The organism is Hydrogenimonas sp. (genome assembly GCF_029932565.1).
Lineage (GTDB): Bacteria > Campylobacterota > Campylobacteria > Campylobacterales > Hydrogenimonadaceae > Hydrogenimonas.
The window spans coordinates 12,728-33,497 of the sequence record NZ_JAOZPV010000006.1 but is presented as its reverse complement, the minus strand read 5'-3'; the positions used below and the strand labels follow the sequence as shown (position 1 = coordinate 33,497).

General features: G+C 50.8%; 23 protein-coding genes. 11 read left to right on the top strand and 12 right to left on the bottom strand.

Annotation, left to right across the window (positions count from 1 at the left end; all coding sequences use genetic code 11):
- The 3 genes from rnpA to Q1K24_RS01840 form a co-directional block, all read right to left on the bottom strand.
- The gene (gene rnpA, locus Q1K24_RS01850) at positions 1 to 327 is read right to left on the bottom strand and encodes a ribonuclease P protein component (protein WP_300365114.1); all 327 of its coding nucleotides are present in this window, start codon (positions 325 to 327) and stop codon (positions 1 to 3) included.
- Entirely contained in the window at positions 327 to 461 is a 135-nt protein-coding gene (gene rpmH / locus Q1K24_RS01845; RefSeq protein ID WP_201353057.1) for a 50S ribosomal protein L34, read from the bottom strand. The genes rnpA and rpmH overlap by 1 nt, the downstream gene beginning before the upstream one ends.
- A 123-nt stretch (positions 462 to 584) precedes the next feature.
- Positions 585 to 962 (bottom strand): hypothetical protein, encoded by a 378-nt coding sequence (locus Q1K24_RS01840; RefSeq protein ID WP_300365087.1) that lies wholly within the window; start codon positions 960 to 962, stop codon positions 585 to 587.
- 162 nt (positions 963 to 1,124) lie between these two features.
- On the opposite strand from Q1K24_RS01840, the gene Q1K24_RS01835 reads away from it, so the two are divergent.
- The 4 genes from Q1K24_RS01835 to Q1K24_RS01820 are packed head-to-tail and all read left to right on the top strand — an operon-like array spanning position 1,125 to position 5,014.
- Positions 1,125 to 1,820 (top strand): family 16 glycoside hydrolase, encoded by a 696-nt coding sequence (locus Q1K24_RS01835; RefSeq protein WP_300365084.1) that lies wholly within the window; start codon positions 1,125 to 1,127, stop codon positions 1,818 to 1,820.
- Complete coding sequence (locus tag Q1K24_RS01830) at positions 1,817 to 2,845, top strand: extracellular solute-binding protein (protein ID WP_300365081.1); 1,029 nt, start codon at positions 1,817 to 1,819, stop codon at positions 2,843 to 2,845. The genes Q1K24_RS01835 and Q1K24_RS01830 overlap by 4 nt, the downstream gene beginning before the upstream one ends.
- A gap of 1 nt (position 2,846) precedes the next feature.
- Positions 2,847 to 4,379: an ABC transporter permease subunit gene (locus tag Q1K24_RS01825; protein WP_300365078.1), complete on the top strand. Its 1,533-nt coding sequence runs from the start codon at positions 2,847 to 2,849 to the stop codon at positions 4,377 to 4,379.
- Positions 4,376 to 5,014 carry an ABC transporter ATP-binding protein gene (locus Q1K24_RS01820; protein ID WP_300365075.1) on the top strand — a complete coding sequence of 213 codons (639 nt, stop codon included), beginning with the start codon at positions 4,376 to 4,378 and terminating at the stop codon, positions 5,012 to 5,014. Before Q1K24_RS01825 ends, Q1K24_RS01820 begins: the two co-directional genes overlap by 4 nt.
- 50 nt (positions 5,015 to 5,064) lie before the next feature.
- On the opposite strand, the gene Q1K24_RS01815 is transcribed toward Q1K24_RS01820, so the two are convergent.
- Both Q1K24_RS01815 and Q1K24_RS01810 read right to left on the bottom strand, forming a co-directional pair.
- Positions 5,065 to 5,793: a hypothetical protein gene (locus tag Q1K24_RS01815; RefSeq protein WP_300365072.1), complete on the bottom strand. Its 729-nt coding sequence runs from the start codon at positions 5,791 to 5,793 to the stop codon at positions 5,065 to 5,067.
- Positions 5,794 to 6,043: 250 nt separating this feature from the next.
- A complete protein-coding gene (locus tag Q1K24_RS01810; RefSeq protein WP_300365069.1) occupies positions 6,044 to 8,620 on the bottom strand; it encodes an AAA family ATPase in 2,577 nt (858 codons plus the stop codon).
- 309 nt (positions 8,621 to 8,929) lie between these two features.
- Between Q1K24_RS01810 and Q1K24_RS01805 the strand changes: the two genes are divergently transcribed.
- From Q1K24_RS01805 to Q1K24_RS01780, 6 genes are all read left to right on the top strand, one after another.
- A complete protein-coding gene (locus Q1K24_RS01805; protein ID WP_300365067.1) occupies positions 8,930 to 10,252 on the top strand; it encodes a S41 family peptidase in 1,323 nt (440 codons plus the stop codon).
- Positions 10,249 to 10,962, top strand: coding sequence for a phosphoribosylaminoimidazolesuccinocarboxamide synthase (gene purC / locus Q1K24_RS01800; protein ID WP_300365064.1), 714 nt, complete (start codon positions 10,249 to 10,251; stop codon positions 10,960 to 10,962). The genes Q1K24_RS01805 and purC overlap by 4 nt, the downstream gene beginning before the upstream one ends.
- A gap of 5 nt (positions 10,963 to 10,967) precedes the next feature.
- On the top strand, positions 10,968 to 11,210 hold the full coding sequence (gene purS, locus Q1K24_RS01795) for a phosphoribosylformylglycinamidine synthase subunit PurS (RefSeq protein WP_300365061.1): 243 nt from the start codon (positions 10,968 to 10,970) through the stop codon (positions 11,208 to 11,210).
- Between the two features lie 98 nt (positions 11,211 to 11,308).
- On the top strand, positions 11,309 to 11,980 hold the full coding sequence (purQ, locus tag Q1K24_RS01790) for a phosphoribosylformylglycinamidine synthase subunit PurQ (RefSeq protein WP_300365058.1): 672 nt from the start codon (positions 11,309 to 11,311) through the stop codon (positions 11,978 to 11,980).
- A gap of 3 nt (positions 11,981 to 11,983) precedes the next feature.
- Positions 11,984 to 13,138, top strand: coding sequence for a hypothetical protein (locus Q1K24_RS01785; protein WP_300365056.1), 1,155 nt, complete (start codon positions 11,984 to 11,986; stop codon positions 13,136 to 13,138).
- Positions 13,116 to 13,823 (top strand): lysophospholipid acyltransferase family protein, encoded by a 708-nt coding sequence (locus tag Q1K24_RS01780; protein ID WP_300365053.1) that lies wholly within the window; start codon positions 13,116 to 13,118, stop codon positions 13,821 to 13,823. Before Q1K24_RS01785 ends, Q1K24_RS01780 begins: the two co-directional genes overlap by 23 nt.
- A gap of 8 nt (positions 13,824 to 13,831) precedes the next feature.
- Here the strand turns inward: Q1K24_RS01780 and Q1K24_RS01775 are convergent, their stop codons facing one another.
- Positions 13,832 to 14,416, bottom strand: a complete 585-nt coding sequence (locus Q1K24_RS01775; protein WP_300365050.1) for an isochorismatase family protein — start codon at positions 14,414 to 14,416, stop codon at positions 13,832 to 13,834.
- Between the two features lie 65 nt (positions 14,417 to 14,481).
- Here Q1K24_RS01775 and Q1K24_RS01770 point away from each other — a divergent pair, with 65 nt between their 5' ends.
- A complete protein-coding gene (locus Q1K24_RS01770; RefSeq protein WP_300365047.1) occupies positions 14,482 to 15,822 on the top strand; it encodes a nicotinate phosphoribosyltransferase in 1,341 nt (446 codons plus the stop codon).
- On the opposite strand, the gene Q1K24_RS01765 is transcribed toward Q1K24_RS01770, so the two are convergent.
- The 6 genes from Q1K24_RS01765 to Q1K24_RS01740 all read right to left on the bottom strand — a co-directional run bounded on the left by Q1K24_RS01765 (position 15,811) and on the right by Q1K24_RS01740 (position 20,770).
- The gene (locus tag Q1K24_RS01765; RefSeq protein WP_300365111.1) at positions 15,811 to 16,698 is read right to left on the bottom strand and encodes a translation initiation factor eIF-2B; all 888 of its coding nucleotides are present in this window, start codon (positions 16,696 to 16,698) and stop codon (positions 15,811 to 15,813) included. The two genes, Q1K24_RS01770 and Q1K24_RS01765, sit on opposite strands and share 12 nt — an antisense overlap.
- Positions 16,699 to 16,701: 3 nt before the next feature.
- Positions 16,702 to 16,905 (bottom strand): hypothetical protein, encoded by a 204-nt coding sequence (locus Q1K24_RS01760; RefSeq protein WP_300365044.1) that lies wholly within the window; start codon positions 16,903 to 16,905, stop codon positions 16,702 to 16,704.
- A 150-nt stretch (positions 16,906 to 17,055) separates the two neighbouring features.
- Positions 17,056 to 18,003, bottom strand: a complete 948-nt coding sequence (locus Q1K24_RS01755) for a WD40 repeat domain-containing protein (protein ID WP_300365041.1) — start codon at positions 18,001 to 18,003, stop codon at positions 17,056 to 17,058.
- A gap of 71 nt (positions 18,004 to 18,074) precedes the next feature.
- A complete protein-coding gene (locus Q1K24_RS01750; protein WP_300365039.1) occupies positions 18,075 to 18,782 on the bottom strand; it encodes a GGDEF domain-containing protein in 708 nt (235 codons plus the stop codon).
- A gap of 89 nt (positions 18,783 to 18,871) precedes the next feature.
- Positions 18,872 to 19,495 carry an ATP-binding cassette domain-containing protein gene (locus Q1K24_RS01745; protein ID WP_300365036.1) on the bottom strand — a complete coding sequence of 208 codons (624 nt, stop codon included), beginning with the start codon at positions 19,493 to 19,495 and terminating at the stop codon, positions 18,872 to 18,874.
- 39 nt (positions 19,496 to 19,534) lie between these two features.
- The gene (locus tag Q1K24_RS01740) at positions 19,535 to 20,770 is read right to left on the bottom strand and encodes a glutamate-5-semialdehyde dehydrogenase (RefSeq protein ID WP_300365034.1); all 1,236 of its coding nucleotides are present in this window, start codon (positions 20,768 to 20,770) and stop codon (positions 19,535 to 19,537) included.

Sequence of the window (20,770 nt, the reverse complement as noted above, 5' to 3'; positions counted from 1 at the left end):
TCATTGCCCAATATCCAATCGTTTGATGGCCCGCCTGAAAGCCTTTTCCAGTTCGCTGAAAGGGACGTTGAGTACCGGCGGCTTGGCCACCAGAACATACTCACCATCTTTCAGCAGCGGCACCATTTTTAAAAAAAGTGCCCGGAGCCTCCGTTTGGCCCGGGCCCGCTTGACGGCATTGCCGATCTTTTTGCTCGCGACAAAACCGACTCGGCATCTCTTGGAGTCCGGTACCGCAAACAGGACAAACGCTTTGTCGTGCCAGCGTTTGTCGGATTTGTAAACTCTGTTGAAGTCGGCGGTACGCTTGAGGGACTCGTAATGGATTAAACCGCCAATCGTTTACGACCTTTTGCACGGCGGGCGTTGATGATTTTGCGTCCATTCTTGGTTTTCATGCGTGCGCGGAAACCGTGTGTTCTTTTCCGCGGTGTGTTGTGCGGTTGATAGGTTCGTTTCATCTATCTGTCCTTCTATAAAATTTAGCCCGTAATTTTAATTAAATTTCGCTTAATAGGAGATTAGAAAAGTATCGCATATTGCGCCTTCAGCCAGATTGCACCCATGCTTTGCACGGCATCGGCTTACGAAAAGAGAAATATCAGACTTCCCGCAAAGACAAGCAGAATGTTCGCGATCGCATAGGTCCCCGCATATCCCAGAGCCGGCAACGGGGAATCGGCCTCCTTCAGAACGACACTGAGCGACGCCCCGCTCGTCATGGCTCCCGTCAATGCACCGAGAAGCGGGACGGCAAATATGAAAAAGAACCCGACGGCCTGGGCACTGGGACCGAAGCGGTAACCGTAATGGCCGAAAACAATGCCCACGAACAGTACGCCAGCAACCGGACCGAGTGAAAAACCCTTCACGCCCACTTTTCCCACGAGATAGCCGAACCCCAGAATTATGAAAAAAAGCAGTCCGTTATGACTCTGCAGCAGATCCGCGAACCAGTGCATTTGGCTCCTTCTTCCAAATTTCAACACATTTTCATATATAGTAGCATTAAAACCCGAAAATCTTTTTGATCTCATTATCTTACGGGAAGAAATTCTGCTATCATATTTACACTCCGGATGCACGATCAACACAGCGGATACCGGAGAGAAAGGAGATGCAAGATGGTCGGTAATGTTTTTCTCATTTTTCTGTCGTTGCTGTTTCTTTTTCACACTCCTGTGCTCGGTCAAGCCGACTCGCGAAAGAGGAGCGATCCGTTTCAACTTTTCGTTTCATTCGACGATATCCCGGCCGGGAAACTGCCGCAGGGCTGGAAAACCGGTGCGACCAATGCACGTGGTGGCACATCGGTATGGGAAGTCTCTGAAGAGCGGTATGCACCATCCGGCAACCACGTATTGACCATGAGAAGAGCGGCCCGTCTCTCTGGCAGCACTTTCAATCTCTGCTGGACCGACCACATCCCTTTTTTGAACGGTTCCATCGAAGTCCGTTTCAAAGCGGTTGCCGGAAAAGTCGACCAGGGCGGCGGCATCATCTGGCGGGTTCAGAACGATTCGAACTATTACATTGTACGGTTCAATCCTCTCGAAGAGAATTTTCGTCTCTATGTCGTCGAAAATGGCAGACGCTCGATGCTGGCGACTGCAGACATTCATCTGGCACCCGAAAAATGGCATCACATCCGCATCGTTCATCATGACGACGAAATATCATGCTATCTTGATGGAAAACCGTTGCTTACGAAAACCGACCGTCGCATCACGAAGGCCGGAGGCGTAGGACTCTGGACAAAAGCGGACGCCGTGACCAGTTTCGACAATTTTTCGCTGACCATGAAGAAGGAACGACCATGAAAACGCGGGATTTGATTATCGGTATCGTCATTCTCGTCGTCGCACTTCTGCTTTTCTGGAAGAGTGGACAGGAGATGACGGAAAAGAGGCCGGTCGTGGTGGTTTATGTCTCCGAAGACCGCGTTTTTTCCGAACCGATTCTGAAAGATTTTGAAAAGGAGACAGGCATTACTGTCAAAGCGGTCTACGATACGGAAGAGGCCAAAAGCACCGGCGTCATGAACCGTCTCATCGCCGAAAAGTCCAATCCCCAGGCAGATGTCTACTGGGCCAACGAGCCAATCCGTGCCGAAATACTCAAACAGAAAGGAGTATCAGCCCCCTACCTCTCTCCCAACGCGAAGGAAATTCCGAAGATATTCAAAGACCCCGACGGTTTCTGGACCGGTTTCTCCGCACGGGCGCGTGTTCTCATCGTCAACAGCGGTATCAACGAGAGGCCCGAAAGCATTCTCGCCTATACCGAAACCCGATGGCGCGGAAAAAGTGTCATCGCCAATCCGCTGTTCGGTACCACGACAGCCCATATCGCAGCGCTTTTCACATATTGGGGCGACGATAGAGCCGATGCGTTCATGCGCGCGATGAAGCGCAACGGCGTAGCACTATCCACCAGCAACGGAGAGAGTGCAGACTTCGTCGCTGCCGGCAGGTACGCCTTTTCCCTTGTCGACAGCGACGATGCCGTCAATCGGATACGGCAGGGGCGCCCCGTCACGATGGTCTATCCGGATCAGAAACCCGATGAACCGGGCTGCTTCATTGTCCCCAATGCGGTTCTGCTGATCAAAGGGGCACCCCATCCGAAGGAGGCCAGACGACTCGTCGACTACCTTCTTTCGAAGGAGACCGAGCACAAACTCGCCTTCGCCGATTGTGCGCAGATTCCACTGCATCCCGATGTCGAAATACCGGAAGAGTTGCAACCGATCGATACGATCCGTATCATGCAGGTCGATTACGCGAAGGTGGCGGCGAAACTGCTCGAAATCCAGCCCTACCTGAAACGATGGGTATCGGAGTGAAATGCGTCTCTTTTTAGCGTCCATCGTTTCGATTCTGTTGTTCATCGGCATCGTTCCGATCCTGGCGATGCTTATCAAAGCATTCATGCCGGATGATACGATCCCATCGCTCTTCGGTTCGATGCAGACATGGATGCTGATGCGCCACAGCGTCATCCTGGCGTCGTTGGTGACCGTATCGACCTTCCTGCTCGGCATTCCCCTGGGTATTTTTCTCGGAAAAACCGATCTGCCCTTTCGGAGATTTTTTATCTTTCTTTTTCTGATTCCCCTCCTCGTTCCGCCCTACATCATCGCCGTGGCATGGAGCGATCTGTTTCAGATGAGCGGTCTGCCCCTCCACTGGCTTTCGGGTCTTCCGGGTTCGTTGTTCATACTTGTGAGCGTCTATCTTCCTCTGCCCATGCTTCTGACCATGATTTTTTTACACACCGTCCACCCTCATCTCGAAGAGGCGGGACGGCTTGTCGCCACGTGGCCTCTTACGTTATGGAGAGTCACGCTTCCGTTGATCCGACCTGCACTTTTACTGGCTGCACTCCTCGTTTTTCTACTCGCTCTCGGAGAATTCAGTGTACCGATGTATCTGCGCTATAACGTCTATGCCGTCGAAAGTTTTACACAGTTTTCCGCCTTCTACAATTTCGAAGCCGCAACAGCGGCGGCCATACCGCTCGTCCTCTTTGCCGCACTGTTGACGGTTGCGGAAAACCGTTATCTGCGAAATCGAATCGCCATACCCCGTCACTTTGCGCAGAAAAACGAGTTTCTCCGGATCACTCTGGGCCGAAACAGATGGTCCGTACTCACGGGGATGGCATGCCTGGCCGCCATCTTCGTCGCCATGCCCATCGGCTCTCTTCTCCTGCAGGCCGGCGGTATAGATAGCTATCTGCGGGCCCTTCATGTAGCCGGTGATGCACTGCTGCGGTCATTTTTCTACGCTTTTGTCGGTGCTTCCGTTCTCACTTTTTTCGGTTTTTTCACCGGTTATCTTTTTCTAAAAAAACCTTTTTACGCTGCACGCACCATCGACCCTTTGCTGCTCTTCCTCTTCACACTGCCCGGTACCGTGATCGGTATCGCCCTTATAACATTCTGGAACACGCCGTCAACCAACATCGTCTATGCCACGACGTTGATCGTTCTCTTCGGTTACCTCGCCAAATACACCGCCCTGACCGCCCGCATCTCTCTCGCAACTCTGGCGATGGTCCCACCCTCGATGGAAGAGGCGGCACAGATGACGGGCGCCGGCTGGTTTCAACGGATGATCCATATCGTTATCCCGTTGACCCGGCATGGAATCCTGGGTGCATGGGTGGTAGCCTCTCTTTTCATACTTCGCGACATTTCCATCACAATTCTGCTCTATCCACCCGGGCACGATACACTCCCGGTGAGAATCTTTACACTGATGGCAAACGGATCGCCACAGCTCATTGCATCGCTCTGTATCGTTATGATCGCCGCCGTCGTGGTTCCGGCAGCGGTAGCCTGGGGATGGTTTCACTACTGGGGAACAAAACGATGAAGATCGTCCGCTTCGAACAGGTTACATGTCGATACGACGAGCAGACGATACTCGACACGTTCTCTCTCGATGTGGAACAGGGCGAACGTCTTGTCATTCTCGGTCCATCCGGTTCCGGCAAGACGACACTGTTGAGGCTCCTTGCCGGTTTCGTCGCCCCCCACCGTGGTACCATCTATATCGAAGAGAATGCCGTATCGCGCGATGGCCGGATTCTCGTACCTCCGGAACAGCGTCAAATCGGTATGGTCTTTCAGGATCTGGCACTCTGGCCCCATATGAATGTGGAAGAGAATATCGGTTTCGGGCTGAAGATCAAGGGTGTCGGGACAACCGAACGCAATCGTCGCGTCGATACCATTCTGAAGCTCGTCGGACTGCCTGATTTTCGGAAAAAGAGACCCTCCGAACTTTCAGGTGGCGAACAGCAGCGTGTGGCTCTGGCCCGCGCCCTGATACTCGAACCGAAAATCCTCCTGATGGATGAACCCCTTTCAAGCCTCGACGAGTCGTTGAGCCGACACCTCGCACACGAAATCGTCCACCTCCAGGAAAAATTCGGCTTCACACTCCTCTATGTCACACACCGGAGTGAGGAAGCCCGAATCGTCGGTACCCGCCAACTCGAAATTTGATCAGAGAAGAAGCCGTGGCCATTGGATCATATTCCAACAGATCGAATTGCTCACCGCATTCCAAACACATACTCCCAATAATTGACCGTTTCACTGATCGGACCTTTTAGCTCGGAGGTGAGATTCATCTCGTCAAAAAGCCCACGATAGATCTCGATCATATCACGCTTCTGCTGATCATCCCGATCCGATACCGACTCCATTGCGTCGTTGATCTGCTCCTTCCAGTAGGAGAGACGTTCACCTCCCTTCTCCTGTTCGATCGAAAGAAATTTTCCCAATGCGTTTTTCGCATCACTTTTCATCCGTTCCCGCATCTCATCCAGATGATTCCCGCATATTTCGGTGAAATCCGCATGATCGCTGCCAAAACCGTAGAGTCTCTCTTCCAACCGAAACAGATCGTTCATCTCGCTGCAATAGGTTTCCAGATCATGTACAGTTTCGGAAACAATCAAAGGGATACCGATATAGGGGACGGTTTTCATCTTGAGTTGCGACGCTTTTTTCTCGTAGGCAGCTCTGTATCTCTGTATAGCTTGATGCTCATACTCAAGAAAGGCTTTTCTCTGCCGTTGCAGTTTCGCATTGAGCATACTGTTTTTCTTTTTCAGATAGCGGTTTTTACTCAGCAGTTTTTCGTTGCGCGATTTTAAATAGGCCACTTCCGATCCATCATCTTGGCTCAATGTCCGGATATTGTCTGTTTTCAGATACAGGTAACCGGCAAAACCGAAGAAGAGAACAACAAGCGATAGATATACTGCATTCCATTTCATGGTCAGCCTTCGGGAAGGGTTTTAACCTATTTTACACTAGAACCCATCTCAAAAATCTTTATAGGCGGGAATGACACGCAAAAGGTGCGATGGCAAGGCGGAAGGCAGAGGGTATAGCCAAAACTACATTCAAGCTTTTCAACGAGGCCAAGGAGCTTTTTAGATAGCTTCTAAAGAGTTTAAAGGAAAGTTTTTTGGGAGAGGTGGCAAAACCGGGCCATCTGCCGGCTTTGCCATGCTTGTTTGAAGATTACGGATTGATGTGGACAACGATTTCGTCGTTCTCCACATCGAAGACGACACTGTCGCCCTCTTTGATCCGGTCTTCGAGAATGAGTTCGGCCAACCGGTCTTCGACGAGTTCGTAGAGAGCACGCTTGAGCGGCCGTGCGCCATAGACAGGATCGAAACCGGCTTCGGCGATACGCTCTTTCGCCGCTTCGGCGAGTGTGACAGTTATATCACGCTCTTTGAGTTTCTCCTGAATGCTTCTGAAGAGAATATCCACAATTTTCGTGATGGCACCCTTGTCGAGCGGGTTGAAGATGATGATATCGTCAAGCCGGTTCAGGAACTCGGGCTTGAAATACATCTTCAACTCATCCTTGACCGCTTTTTCACGATCTTCCGGATCTTTGAACTCCATGATTTTGTCACTGGCTATGTTCGACGTCAGAATGATGATCGTATTCCTGAAGTCGACCGTGACCCCTTTGTTGTCGGTCAATCGGCCATCGTCGAGCACCTGCAGGAGCACATTGAAGACATCCGGATGCGCCTTTTCGATTTCGTCGAAGAGGATGACGCTGTAGGGCTTGCGGCGAACCGCTTCGGTGAGCTGTCCGCCCTCTTCGTAACCGACATATCCCGGAGGTGCACCGACAAGGCGGCTCACCGCATGCTTCTCCATATATTCGCTCATATCGATTCGGATCAGCGACTTCTCCGTATCGAAAAGGAATTTCGCCAACGTCTTGGCAGTCTGTGTTTTGCCCACGCCGGTCGGTCCCAGGAAGAGGAAGCTTCCGATCGGTCGATTCTGCTCGCTCAGACCCGCCTTGTTGCGCTTGATGGCGCGTGCTACCGCTTTGATCGCCTGCTCCTGTCCGACGACATCTTCGGCCAGAACCTCTTCGACATGCAGAATCTTCTCTTTTTCGCTCTGCAGCATCTTCGTCACAGGAATCTGTGTCCAGCGGCTGACGATTTTCGCGATCATCTCCTCGTCGACCGCATTCTTGAGCAGTGTCCCCTCTTTCTGCATGCGTTCCCACTGTTCGTCGAGCTGTTTCAATTGCTCATCGAGCTGCGGAATCTTGCCGTATTCGATCTCGGCGGCTTTGTTGTAGTCGCCGTTTCGTTTCGCCATCTCCGCTTCACTGCGCAGTTTGTCGATTTCCACCTTGATCTGCGCGATATCGTTGAAAACCTTCTTCTCCGTTTCGAACTGCGCTTCGAGCTTCCGTTTTTTCTCTTCGAGGTCGGCCAGCTCCCTTTCGATCTCGCCGAGGCGCGTTTCGTTCTTTTTCGACTCTTCCATCATCAACGCCTCTTTTTCGACCTGCAGCTGACTGATTTCACGTTTGACACGGGCCAGTTCGGTCGGCTCGCTTTCGATCTGCATCTTCAGCTCCGCGGCAGCTTCGTCGATCAGGTCGATCGCCTTGTCCGGCAGGTAGCGGTCGGTAATATAGCGCGCCGAAAGTTTCGCCGCCGCGACCAGCGCACTGTCCAGAATCGTGACGTTGTGAAACGCTTCGAGGCGCTCGCGCAATCCACGAAGAATCTGAAGCGCCTGGTTGATGCTCGGTTCGTTGACATACACCGGCTGGAAACGCCGCTGAAGCGCCGCATCTTTTTCAAAGTACTTGCGGTACTCTTTGAGTGTCGTCGCACCGATGGTATGCAGCTCTCCGCGGGCCAGTGCCGGTTTGAGCATATTGGCTGCATCCATGCTCCCCTCGCTCGCACCCGCGCCGACAATCGTATGAATCTCGTCGATGAAAAGGATGACGTCGCCGCTCTTTTTCACCTCTTCGATCACAGCCTTGAGACGGTCTTCGAACTCACCACGGTATTTCGCACCTGCGATCAAAGCACTCATGTCGAGAACGATGACACGTTTGTTCTGAAGACTCAGAGGGACTTCCTTGTTGACGATACGCTGTGCCAGCCCCTCGACGATGGCGGTTTTACCCACTCCCGGCTCACCGAGAAGAATCGGATTGTTCTTGGTTTTACGAATCAGAATCTGCATAAGACGCTCGATCTCCTCGTCCCGGCCGATAACCGGATCGAGTTCGCCCTCGATCGCCCTTTTGTTCAGATCGATACCATACTTCTCCAGCGCTTCCAGCGTCTCGTCGGCTGTCTGGCTTTCGATTTTCTTGCCGCCACGGATCGCTTCGAATGTCTTGCGAAGCTCCATCATATCGAGATATTTGCCAAGGACATCTTTGATCTGGGGATGATCGAGATTGGCCAGCAGCCAGGTATCGACGGCCAGATACTGATCACCCTGCTTCGCCATCAGGCCTTCCGCTTTCTGCAACGACTCCTGCAATGCACGGGAAATCTTGATGCTCTCTTTCGTAACGGTCGAAACTTTCGGCAGCCGATCCGCCACACTCTTGGCTTCCAGCTCGATGGGTGCTTTGTCGACATTCATACGGTTCAATGCCTGATTCAGCACACTTCCACTGTTCGTCAGCAGCGCCCAGACAAGATGGGCCGGTTCGACTTCCGGGTTTTTGTTGTGCAAGGCAAGACTCACACCCGATTCAATCGTCTCCGTCATCTGGTGGGTCAGTTTTTCAAAAATACTCATTACAACTCCTTTTTTTCCAACACTCTGTTTTTTTTATAGACAAAGTTACTTCAATTGATTGGAATATCCTATCGCAATCTCTCATACGCGTCTGCAACTTGAGTCACACATCCGGATATTCCGACTAATTTGAGGCATTATAACAACTTTAGTCTGATGGTGTCAAGTTTCTTTACCTCTTTTTTCTTAAGATTATAGCATTGGCTCGAATAAGGGCGTTGAAAAACAGAGGATTTTATTTATCCATATTTCAGAGACAACCCACTATAATATCATCCATAAAATTTATAGAAACAACGGATTTGGATAATGAAGAAAAAAAGAGGATATATTGCGGCGGGATTTCTCTCGACAGTTGCGGCACTGACGCTAGTCACGTCACCCAACCTATTCGCGAAAGGTGACAACAACACGACAGTCTCCAAACTCGAAGCACTGACGAAGTTCACACAGGTCATCGGAACTGTCGAAAAGTACTATGTCGACGATCTGACGATCAACGACATCATCAACAAGGCAATCAAGGGTTTGATGGCCAATCTCGATGCCCACTCCTCCTTTTTGGACGAAAAGAGTTTCAAAGAGATGAAAATCCAGACCAGCGGTGAATTTGGCGGTCTGGGCGTCACCGTCGGCATGCGGGATGGCGCACTCACGGTCATCGCACCGCTCGAAGGCACACCGGCATTCAAAGCGGGTCTCAAAACCGGCGACATCATTCTCAAGATCAATGACAAGTCGACGCTCAACATGACGCTCGACGAGGCGGTCTCTCTGATGCGGGGCAAACCAAAAACCAAAATTATGCTGACGATCGTTCGAAAAGACGAACCGAAACCGATTGTCGTCACGATCATCCGCGATATCATCAAAATCCAGTCTGTCTATACCAAAAAAGTGGACAAGGAGATTCTCTATATCCGTGTCGTTTCTTTCGACAAGAAGATTGTCAAAGATATCAAAAAAGCGCTGATGGAAAATCCGAGTGCCAAAGGACTCATACTCGATCTTCGCAACAACCCGGGCGGTCTGCTCGATCAGGCTGTCGGCCTGGTCGATCTTTTTGTCGACAAAGGTGTCATTGTCTCCCAGAAAGGACGGATCAAGGATGAAAACGAAATTTTCAATGCGACATCGAAGGGAACCTTCAAGCATATCCCGATCGTCGTACTGATCAACGGTGGCAGTGCCAGTGCCAGCGAGATCGTCAGCGGTTCGCTGCAGGATCATCGACGCGCCGTACTCGTCGGTGAAAAGACTTTCGGCAAAGGAAGCGTTCAGATCATCATGCCGATCAACAAAATCGAAGCGCTGCGCCTGACGATCGCCCGCTACTATCTGCCGAGCGGACGAACCATTCAGGCAGTGGGTGTCACGCCGGACATCATCGTTCCGTTCGGAAAAGTGACTGTCGAAGAGGATGGCTTCTCGATCAAAGAGTCCGAACTGAAAGAACATCTGAAAAGCGAACTCGAAAAGATCGACGGCAACGGTGCCGACAAAACGAAAACCAAAAAGCTGACTCCGAAAAAAGAGAAGATCATCACAAAAGAGGATCTATACAATGACAATCAGCTGAAAGAGGGTGTGGATATTCTCAAAGCACTTATCATAACGCAGGAGAAAAAATGACGAAGAAAGAACTGTTATACGAGGGAAAGGCGAAACGGCTGTTCCTGACAGAAGATCCGAATCTGTTGATTGCGGAATTCAAAGATGACCTGACCGCTTTCAACGGCGTCAAGCACGACCAGGAAGCCGGCAAAGGCGCACTCAACAACAAAATCAGCACCGAACTTTTCAAACTTCTCGAAAAAGCCGGTGTTCCGACACATTTTGTCGATATGCCCGACGACAACCATATGCTCGTCAAAAAAGTCGACATCATTCTGATCGAGGTCGTCGTCCGCAACATCGCCACCGGCAGTCTCACGAAGCGTCTTGGCATCGAAGATGGAACGAAACTCCCTTTCGCACTCGTCGAGTTCTACTACAAACGCGACGATCTGGGCGATCCGCTCATCAACGACGAACACTGCATCATTCTCGATCTCGTCAAGAATGAAGGTGACCTCGAGGAGCTCAAGCGTCTTGGTCGCGAAATCAATACCATTCTCAAATCGTTCTTTGCCCGAAAAGGGCTCAACCTCGTCGATTTCAAAGTGGAGTTCGGATACGACAGTAAAGGCAACATCATACTGGCAGATGAAATCAGCCCAGACAGCTGCCGATTCTGGGACATGGAGTCGGGTGAAAAACTCGACAAGGACCGCTTCCGCCAGGGACTTGGCAATGTGAAAGTGGCCTACGAAGAAGTTCTTAAACGCATACTGGGAGAATGAAAAACATGAAAGCAATCGTCAATATATATCTAAAACAGGGCGTTCTCGATCCACAGGGAAAAGCGGTCCATCACGCACTCGATTCCCTTGGTTTCGGCAATGTTTCCGACGTACGCGTTGGAAAACAAATCGTCCTGGATATCGATGCATCCTCCATGCACGAAGCGGAAAAAGAGGTCGAAAAGATGTGTGAAACCCTTCTGGCGAATACCGTCATCGAAGATTACAGCATCGAGATCATTCAATGAATATTGTGAAATTGTCACATTTCACTCTTTCCGAAAGCATCGCTTTACCGAGAAGAATTTCTTCGGGAATCCGTTCTCGAAGAGAGGAGATTAATTAAATGAATATAACAATCCTGCAGTTTCCCGGCACCAACTGCGAATTCGATACCAAATATGCGTTTGAACGGCTGACGCAGAATGTCTCGATCATCTGGCATGAAGAAGAGATGATTCCGGCCAATACGGATCTCGTCGTCGTCCCTGGGGGCTTCAGCTATGGCGATTACCTGCGCAGTGGAGCCATTGCACGTTTCAGTCCTATTATGAAAGCGGTCAAATCCTTTGCCGAGAACGGCGGCTATGTCCTTGGAATCTGCAACGGATTTCAGATTCTTCTCGAAAGCCACCTTCTGCCCGGAGCGATGAAGCGAAACGAAAATCTTCATTTTGTATCGAAACACCAATATCTCAAAGTCGAAAACAATGAAAACCGCTTTCTTCGAAAATGCAAAGTGGGAGATCTGCTCAACATACCAATCGCCCATGCCGAAGGCAACTACTACATCGACGACGACCGCCTCAAAGCACTTTATGACAACGGACAGGTCCTGTTGACCTATTGTGACGAAAGCGGCAATGCCGACAATCCGAACGGATCGGTCGACAATATCGCCGGCATCTGCAACAAAGAGAAAAACGTGTTCGGATTGATGCCGCATCCGGAACGGGCGATGGAGACTATCCTCGGATCGATTGACGGCATAAAGATGTTGGAAGGGTTTCTCGCTTAAGTGGTGATGCGTCTTCTTTTTCTCTTTTTTCTGAGCTGGAGCTATCTCGCTGCCTATACGACAATCGAAAACGAACCCCCGGTCTATATCGACCCTGCAGAGGATGAGATACCACTTTACAATGTCGATGAGGAACTTCGGGGTGAAGATTCCGTCGAGCAGCCGAAGCCAACGGAGCGACTGATCTATCTGACAATCGAAAAGGTTCCGAAAAAGATCTATGTCGGTCAGATTTTCCCGGTTACCATCAAGATCACCTCGTTGAAAAAACATCTCCCCTATCTCATTGAACTCGAAGGTGGGCGAAACATCAAGGCGATCCGGGAGTATGAATATATACGGCCCCATGCGATCAACCACCTGACCTACTATTTCAAAGCGACAGGCAGTGCCATCAAACTACCGGCCTTTGTCGTGCACTATGAGGACAGCGACAGAGTTTACAGAACCGAAAGTATCACACTCAACGCCGTCCGTCTCAATCCCCCCAAAGACTTCAGCGGAATACTTGCGAAAAAGATGGAGCTGATCAACTACCAGGCATCCTCATATGAAGAGGGTGACAATATCCTTGCCCTGCAGATGCTCATCGCATATGGCAATACCGATGATTTCCGGCTTCCCCATGCACGAAAGCAGGGAATCGATTCGATGGAGGGCGATTTGAACGCCACCACACTTCTCTATTATGCTGTTTATCCTTCCGATATCGAACAGATCGAATTCAGTTATTTCAATGTCACGAAAAACCGATACGAAAGATTTCAGGTTCCGATTATCGTCAAGCGCAGCAGCGTCAGCACCCAATCCAATCTCGATCCGCAGGCCAGCGAATTTACAAAATTCAAAATCGCGGCAACGGCCACTTTGATGCTGATCTGGCTGATACTGTGGATACGCCGCAAAGGATGGATCTATCCCATTTTGATCGGCCTGGCAGGGGCATATCTGGTAACCTATCTCATTCCGCTGAAAAGCGTATGCATCAAACCGGAAACGACGATCTATCTGCTTCCGACGGAGCAGAGTACCCCGTTCATGCGTCTCTATCAGGAGACGACTGCCAAAGAGATGAACCACAACAGTCGGTACACGAAAATTCAACTGCCAAACAACCGAATAGGATGGGTCAAAAATGAAGATCTTTGCTCGTATTAGATTCTACTACTCCGCTTTCGTCATCTCGACGGTCGTCACGATCATGATCATTCTTCTCAATCTTTTTCCGAAACACAAAGCATCGATACTGCACTTTTGGAACAAAGTGATGCTGTTTTTCCTGGGAGCCAACCTGGAAGTGGTCGGTAAGCCGGATGAGAGAGCACAGCTTTATCTGATCAACCATCAGGGCATCGTCGACATCATCACACTCGAGGCACTGCTTGACAAAAATCTGCGATGGGTTGCGAAAAAAGAGCTCTTCGCGGTGCCCTGGTTCGGCAAACTCCTCAGCAGTGGCGAGATGATCAGTGTCGACAGGGAAGACCGAAGAGGCCTGATCAAACTGATGAAAGATGTCAAAGAGTCACTCGAAGTGCTGCATAGGCCGGTCGCCATCTTTCCGGAAGGCACACGCTCGAAAAATCAAAGCCTGCTCGAATTCAAGGAAGGGGCGAAATTTATTGCCGAAAAATTCGGTCTCATCGTTCAGCCGGTTGTCATACTCGGAAGCAAAAGTGTCGTCAACGAACATGAAAAAATATCGATCGGCGGCGATCTGAAAGTCATTTTTCTTCCCTCTGTCGATGTCGCCAACGCACCGAAAGAGTGGTACGACAATCTGCGTATAGAGATGCAAAAAACGATCGACAGCGAGTACGACACCCACACGATCAGCCGCTGACGATTTTTTTATACCAACTCCTCGAACGTGCAAAGAACGGCACCTTTTTGCATCATCGCATCGATCGCCTTTTCGGAATCCCCCGGTTGCAGATCGACCCCTTTGACGGCATCTTCGAGAAGAACCGTTCGAAAACCGAGATGTTCGGCACCGAGAAGCGTGTGTTTGACGCAATAGTCGGTTGCCACCCCGCTAACGAAAACTCTCGAAATACCTCGTTCGAGCAGCAGACTTTCGAGCGGCGTTCCCTGAAAGCCCGAGTAGGCATCAAAATCTTCCGATACACCTTTGGATATGATAAAACGGTTGTCGGAGGGAAGCAGAAGCCCTTCTGCAAACTCCGCGCCCTCCGTATCCTGCCGACAATGCTCCGGCCAGATCCCGCCGTTTTGTTTGAAAGAGAGATGTGTAGAAGGATGCCAGTCACGTGTGAAATAGATGGGACGATCCAGTTTCACAAAGTGATCGATATATGCGTTGACCGTGGAAACGATTCCGTCCGCATCGGGGACCGCCAGGGCTCCCCCCGGCATGAAATCTTTCTGCATATCGACAACGATCAGCGCATCTCTTTCAGTAATCCGGATTTTCATCGGCAGCTCCTTCACCGAACATTTTCCCATTATTGTACAATACCTTAAACAGTATAGGGTAACGGATGAAATACGGATTTGTCAACGAAGAGAATATGAGCCTGCTGACCGACCTGTATGAATTGACGATGGCCCAGGTCTATTTCGACGAAGGAATGCACCATCTCGCAACATTCGATTTTTTCGCGAGACGATCGAAACATCGCACCTATCTCGTCAGTGCCGGCCTCGAACAGCTCCTCGCCTATCTCGAATCGGTCCGTTTCACACGGGAAGATATCGACTATCTCAACCGAACCGGCAGATTCAGCAGCGACTTTCTCGACTATCTGAAAACGTTTCGTTTCACAGGCGACGTCTACGCGGTCGACGAAGGGGAAATCCTATTTGAAAACGAGCCTTTCGTGCAAATCGAAGCCCCTCTGATCGAAGCGCAGATTATCGAAACTTTTCTGATCAACACGATGCAGATTTCGATACTCGTCGCAACGAAAGCCCTGCGATGCTACAGTGTGGCCCAGGAGACCGGACTGGTCGATTTCGGGCTGCGGCGCGCCCATGGAACCGATGCGGGCATGAAGGCCGCCCGAAGCGCCTACATCGGCGGTTTCATCGGAACGTCCAATGTCCTTGCAGGAAAACTTTTCGACATACCCGTTTTCGGCACGATGGCACACTCCTACATCCTCGCTCATGAGACGGAAGAAAAAGCGTTCGAACACTTTGCGAGAAGGTATCCGGACAACTGTATTCTGCTTGTCGATACCTACGATACGGTCGAAGGGGTCAAGCGTGCCGTCGAAACGATCCGCCGATCGGGCATGAAGAGATTCAAAGGCGTCCGACTCGACAGCGGCGATATTCTGGCACTCTCCAAAGCGACACGCAGGATTCTTGACGAAGCAGGATTCCGCGATGCAATGATCTTCGTCAGTGGCGGACTCAACGAATACACGATCAAAAGACTGCTGGACAAGGGTGCGCCGATCGACGCATGGGGCGTGGGAACCAAACTGGTCGTTTCGGCGGACGAACCCTATCTCGACTGCGCCTACAAACTGGTCGAATACGACGGACGGCCTGTAATGAAATTCAGTCCGGGAAAGCTCACGCTTCCAGCGAAAAAGCAGGTTTTCAGAACCTACCGGGACGGGAAAATCTCGAAGGATACGATCGCACTGCATGACGAAAGAGTGGATGGCAGACCTCTTCTGCGTCAATACATGTCGGAGGGCAAAACCGTTCTGCCGCTTCCCTCGCTTGAAACGATACGGGAAAGAGCAATCGAGAATCTGCGGCAAATCCCGGACTCCCTCAAAGCAATCGAGACCGATGAACGATTCACACCGACAGTCAGCGAGAGACTCGCCCACCTGGTCGAGACAATGAAAAAATCATCCCACTGAATGTTTCAATAGTGGATGAAGCGGATTTCTCTCACAGATATTGCGTATATCACAGCCATTTAATACGGCACTCTCCATTACCACCATATCCTCTTTGCGAAGCGGTGTTCTATCGAAATAGAGATTGACGACATTGAAACAGCCATCCTCCTTTGCAATCTCACCCGCCTGCTTCAACGGCTCCGAAATCTCTTCGATTTCGTATGGCCAGAACTTCTCTTCGGTTGCGAGCACTGCAAATGCCACACCCCGGTCACGGGCAGCCAGTGCAATCGGATAGGTTCCCATTTTATGCACGAGACCGAAACTGCCGATGCCGTCCGCACCGACCAGAACGAGATCCACCTCGTTCATCATATGACCGGCGGCCGCATCGATAACCACCGAAACCTCGATCCCGGCTTCGCAGAGTCTCCTGGCGAGCAAAAGCCCCTCCCTGCCGGGTCGTGACTCCGTACATACGACACGGAACCGTCTGCCGCGTTCGGCAGCTGCAAGCAGTGTATCACACACCAGCGAACTGTAGGAGTGGGTCAGAATGCTCTTCGCGCCTTCCATCTGTTTCACGCCTTTTTCCATAACCAAATGGGCGGCATCTTCCATCGACGCGAGAAAATCGTCACAATAGGAGTTCACGGCATCCGGATGGTCGTCCCGATCGAGCTGATACAAGAGCCGGTTGGATACATTGAATAGGGAGGCCATCATAGGACGAACCGCCGCGATCTGCCGTGCAGCGGCTTGCAACTCTTCTCTCGACAGTCCGTATGAAACCGCCTGCCTGATCGCCAACAAAGCTTTTCGTGTCAGAAAGGTCGCACCATGTACCGAATCGGCGCGAATTTCTGCGATCACCTTCTCGATTTGGCTATTCATCACCTACGAGGAGATCTCTTTGTCTCTCCGTGCATCCAACTCTCTTTTCAACCGTTTAATCTCCTTTTTGAAGCGTTCCATCTCCTCGACAACCAATGACTCTTCAAAATCGTTTTCGGCCCACTCAAGTTTCTCTTTCTCTTTTTTATAAGCCTTTTTCAAGATTTCGATGGTCCGTTCCAACTCTTCATCACTCACTTTTTCCATCTTCCCTTCCTATCGATTGTTGACTGACATCATATGCCGGTCGCATTTGCAAAATCAGCATACTTTCTCGCTTATAAAGCAGAGTACGCATGTGCCATATTGTATCAAATCCGAAAATCGGAAACGGTGGTGGAACACCTTTCACAGCACCTATCGAGACAGATTCCAGAGATAGACGGAAGGACCCTTCTCCGAACTGAGTATCCGTTTTTCATCGAGAAAACGGATTTGATTGACAACGGCTTCGTGCCCGACGAGCCGGTCCGTCTCTCTGCCCGTTTCGACATCGAAGAGTTGCAGAATCTGGGCATCGCCTTTGAGATAGACGCCCGTTCTGCCTTTCGGGCTGACACCGACACAATAGACCGGGAAATCGGTCCGGATGACATAGTTGCCTCTCTCCCGAAAGACACCGACTTTCCTATCATTTCCTCCGGTTACGATCACCTTGCCGCCCATCGCCACGTGAAAGACATTGTCCAGATGTTTCGAAGGCAGTAAACGGACCACTCTGCCGCTCTCTGCATGGATAATGCGTACGGCTCCGCTCTCGTCCGACATCATCACGTGTTTGCGGTCGGCACTCATTGCCATATCGCCGATGGCCATGTCAGCGGGCTGTTTGTTATACAGCGGTGCCCGTTCTTCGATGCTGTAGCGAATGAGTTCGGAACCGAAGGTTCCAAGCACCATATGCCCTTTCTCCGAAAATCGTGCCTCTTTGATGATCAATCTGTCGGATGCTTCGACAATGGGAATGAGTCTCAGATTGTCAAAAAGCCAGACGGCGCGGAAACCATTCTCAACGATGCCGTTGATGAGGATCTGCCCTCCATGGACATCCACACTCAGAATCCGGACCGGTACTCTCTCGCCCCGTCCGTTTTCAACCGGTTCCAGAACAATCTGATAGATTAAAGACATCGTTGTCAGATCGAAGATATCGACGGTACCGCGATCGGTCGCGATAAAAAGTCTGTTCTCCTCCGCGACAAAATCATTGACAAATCCATTGACCGTAAAAATGGCGACAGAGTGAATATCTCGTGCATAGAGAAGTGGCAATAGGAAGAGGAAAGAAAGAAATATTTTTTTCATATACAATTATACAAAAAAATTATCTATCCAGCTCTTCCCTTCCCTCCCATTCAGATCTATTGCCGTGCAAATCATCCGGATGTTTCTTTCTCTTCTTCCTCCTCTTCTTCTTCATACTTTTTATCCCACTCCGATCCGAAACGGTCAAGCACGACGAAACGGCTCTCCTGTTTGGATCGTCGCATCGCCTCTTCCGCGTTTCGTATCAATATATTTGCCTTGCCCTGGCTGCCAAATATGGAGCAGGCACCAAAGGCAAAATTGGGTTCGATCGCCGGGCCGCCTTTTTTGAAGTGAAAACGCATACCCCGCAACCTCCGCTCTATGCGTCGTCTCACTCTGCGAATATGTGCAATCCCGCATCCGACCAGCAATACATAGATGGCAGACCCGTCAAAACGCCCTACCACATCCCCTCTTTTCGTATTTTCCCGTATCATCTCCGCCGTCATTCGCAGCACCGTATCGCCACCTTTTAAAGAGTATCGCATATTGATGCCGTCGAGTCCTGCAATTTCGACGATCAAGAGAGAAATGGGCTCTCTCTTTCTGGCACATTGCCGTACCCGCGTATTGGCAAGACGCAGAAAACCCTGTTTGTGATAGAAACCCGTGACCGGATCTATTTTACGAAGGTAGGAAATCTCCCGTTTCGCCTGTGTAAGCTCATCTTTCAGTTTGTTTCGCTTTTTATGCGAACGCAGCATGACTCCATTGGCTAAAAGGGAAGCCACCAACACTCCCTCGCCCGCCAGTAGATAGATATCGGAAAAGAACATGTAGACCCCTGCGGCATAATATCTGTTATAAATCGTGCAATATTATATCGCAAAACCGGGAAATACTTATAATTGTGCAGAATCGTTAATTATGCAAGTGTTACAATACGGTCACTGCACCATCGCGCCAGGTCTCTGTCGTGGGTAATCATCAAAATACCGACTCTGTCGAGTGTTTTCAGAAGGAGTTTCATGACATCAAGCTGGATAAGGTTGTCGAGGGCGGAGGTGGGTTCATCGGCAAGGAGCAGTTTCGGCTTCATCAGGAGCGCACGCAGGATGGAAGCGCGCTGCAGCTGCCCGCCCGACAGTTCGTGCGGAAGTTTTTGAAGCAGATTGTATTCGAATCCCATCTGTTCACAGAGTCTCTCGACACCCGCCAACTCCGCGACATCGGCAATCTGATTCTCGACGGTATAGGTGGGATGGAACGAGCTGTACGGATCCTGAAAAATCTGGGAAAAGGTGGCTTTTTCGATCGTGCCGGCGAAGGGTTTGAGATTGCCCGCGATCAGTTCGAACAGTGTGCTCTTTCCACTCCCGCTCGGACCCAGAATCGTCACGATCTCCCCCGCTTTCAGAGTCAGTGAAAAACCCTCGTAAAGGAGTTTCTCTCCCGAATAGCCGAATGTAAGATCGCGGATATCGAGTACGACCTCTTTTGTGTGCCGGGTGTTGAGTGTTGGATGTTGGGTGTTTGACGCAGGTTTCACAATACCCTCACCGCCCACTACCCAATTCAGTACCCATTTTTATTCACGTATCTGGCCGTCGCCGTAGATTTTGTACTTGTAGGTTGTCAGATCGTTGATGCCCATCGGCCCGCGTGCATGGAGTTTGTTCGTACTGATGCCGACCTCCGCACCAAAACCGAACGCGCCGCCGTCGGTAAAACGGGTCGAGGCATTGACATAGACACAGGCCGCATCCACTTCGTTCAGGAACTTCTCCGCTGCCCGATGGTTGTTGGTCACGATCGCTTCGCTGTGACCGGATCCGAACCGCCGAATATGGGCGATCGCTTCGTCGAGATCTTTGACTACCCTGACAGAGAGTGTATTGGCAAGATACTCGGTGTCGAAATCCTCTTCCGTCGCCGCATCCACGTCGATGATGGCTCGCGTTTCTGCATCGCCCAGCAGTTTTGTCGCTTCGGCATCGAACGCTGTTTTGAGTTTCGGAAGGATCGCCGCCGCGATCGCTTCGTCGACGATCAGCGTCTCCATCGCGTTGCAGACACCGGGACGCTGGCATTTGGCATTGATCGAGATACGGATCGCTTCCTCGATATCCGCATCGCTATGAATGTAGGTATGGCAAAGTCCTTTGTCATGCTTGACGACGGGAACCGTCGCATTCTCGTTGACGAAACGGATCAGGGCCTCGCCGCCGCGCGGAATGATCAGATCGACATATCTGTCCATTTTGATCAGTTTCGCGACCCCTTCGCGGCTCGCGTCGGGAAGCAGACTGATAAGCGATCCGGGGAGCCCCTCCTCTTCGAGCGTCTTCTGAATGATCTTCGCAATCGCCTCATTGCTCTGCTGCGCCTCTTTGCCCCCTTTGAGAATCGCGACATTACCGCTTTTGAAACAGAGTGCCGCCGCATCGCTCGTAACGTTGGGGCGCGATTCGTAAATGATACCGACAACCCCGATTGGAATCGAAACCTTTTCGATACGCAGACCGTTGTCGGTCATCCAGCCGTCCAGCACACGACCGACCGGCTCTTTCAGCGCGGCGATATCCCGAACCGCCTGTGCCATCCCGGCGATCCGCTCTTCATCCAGATAGAGACGATCCATCAACGCCGAAGAGAGGTTGTTGCGTTCTCCCTCCTCCATGTCGAATTTGTTATGTTCGATAATCAGCGCATCGTTCGCCACCAGCGCATCGGCAATCCTGTTCAGTACCCGATTTTTCACTTCGCCACTCAGCGTTGCCAGAACCGATGCGGCATCCCTGGCCTCTTTCAAATAGGCTTCCAT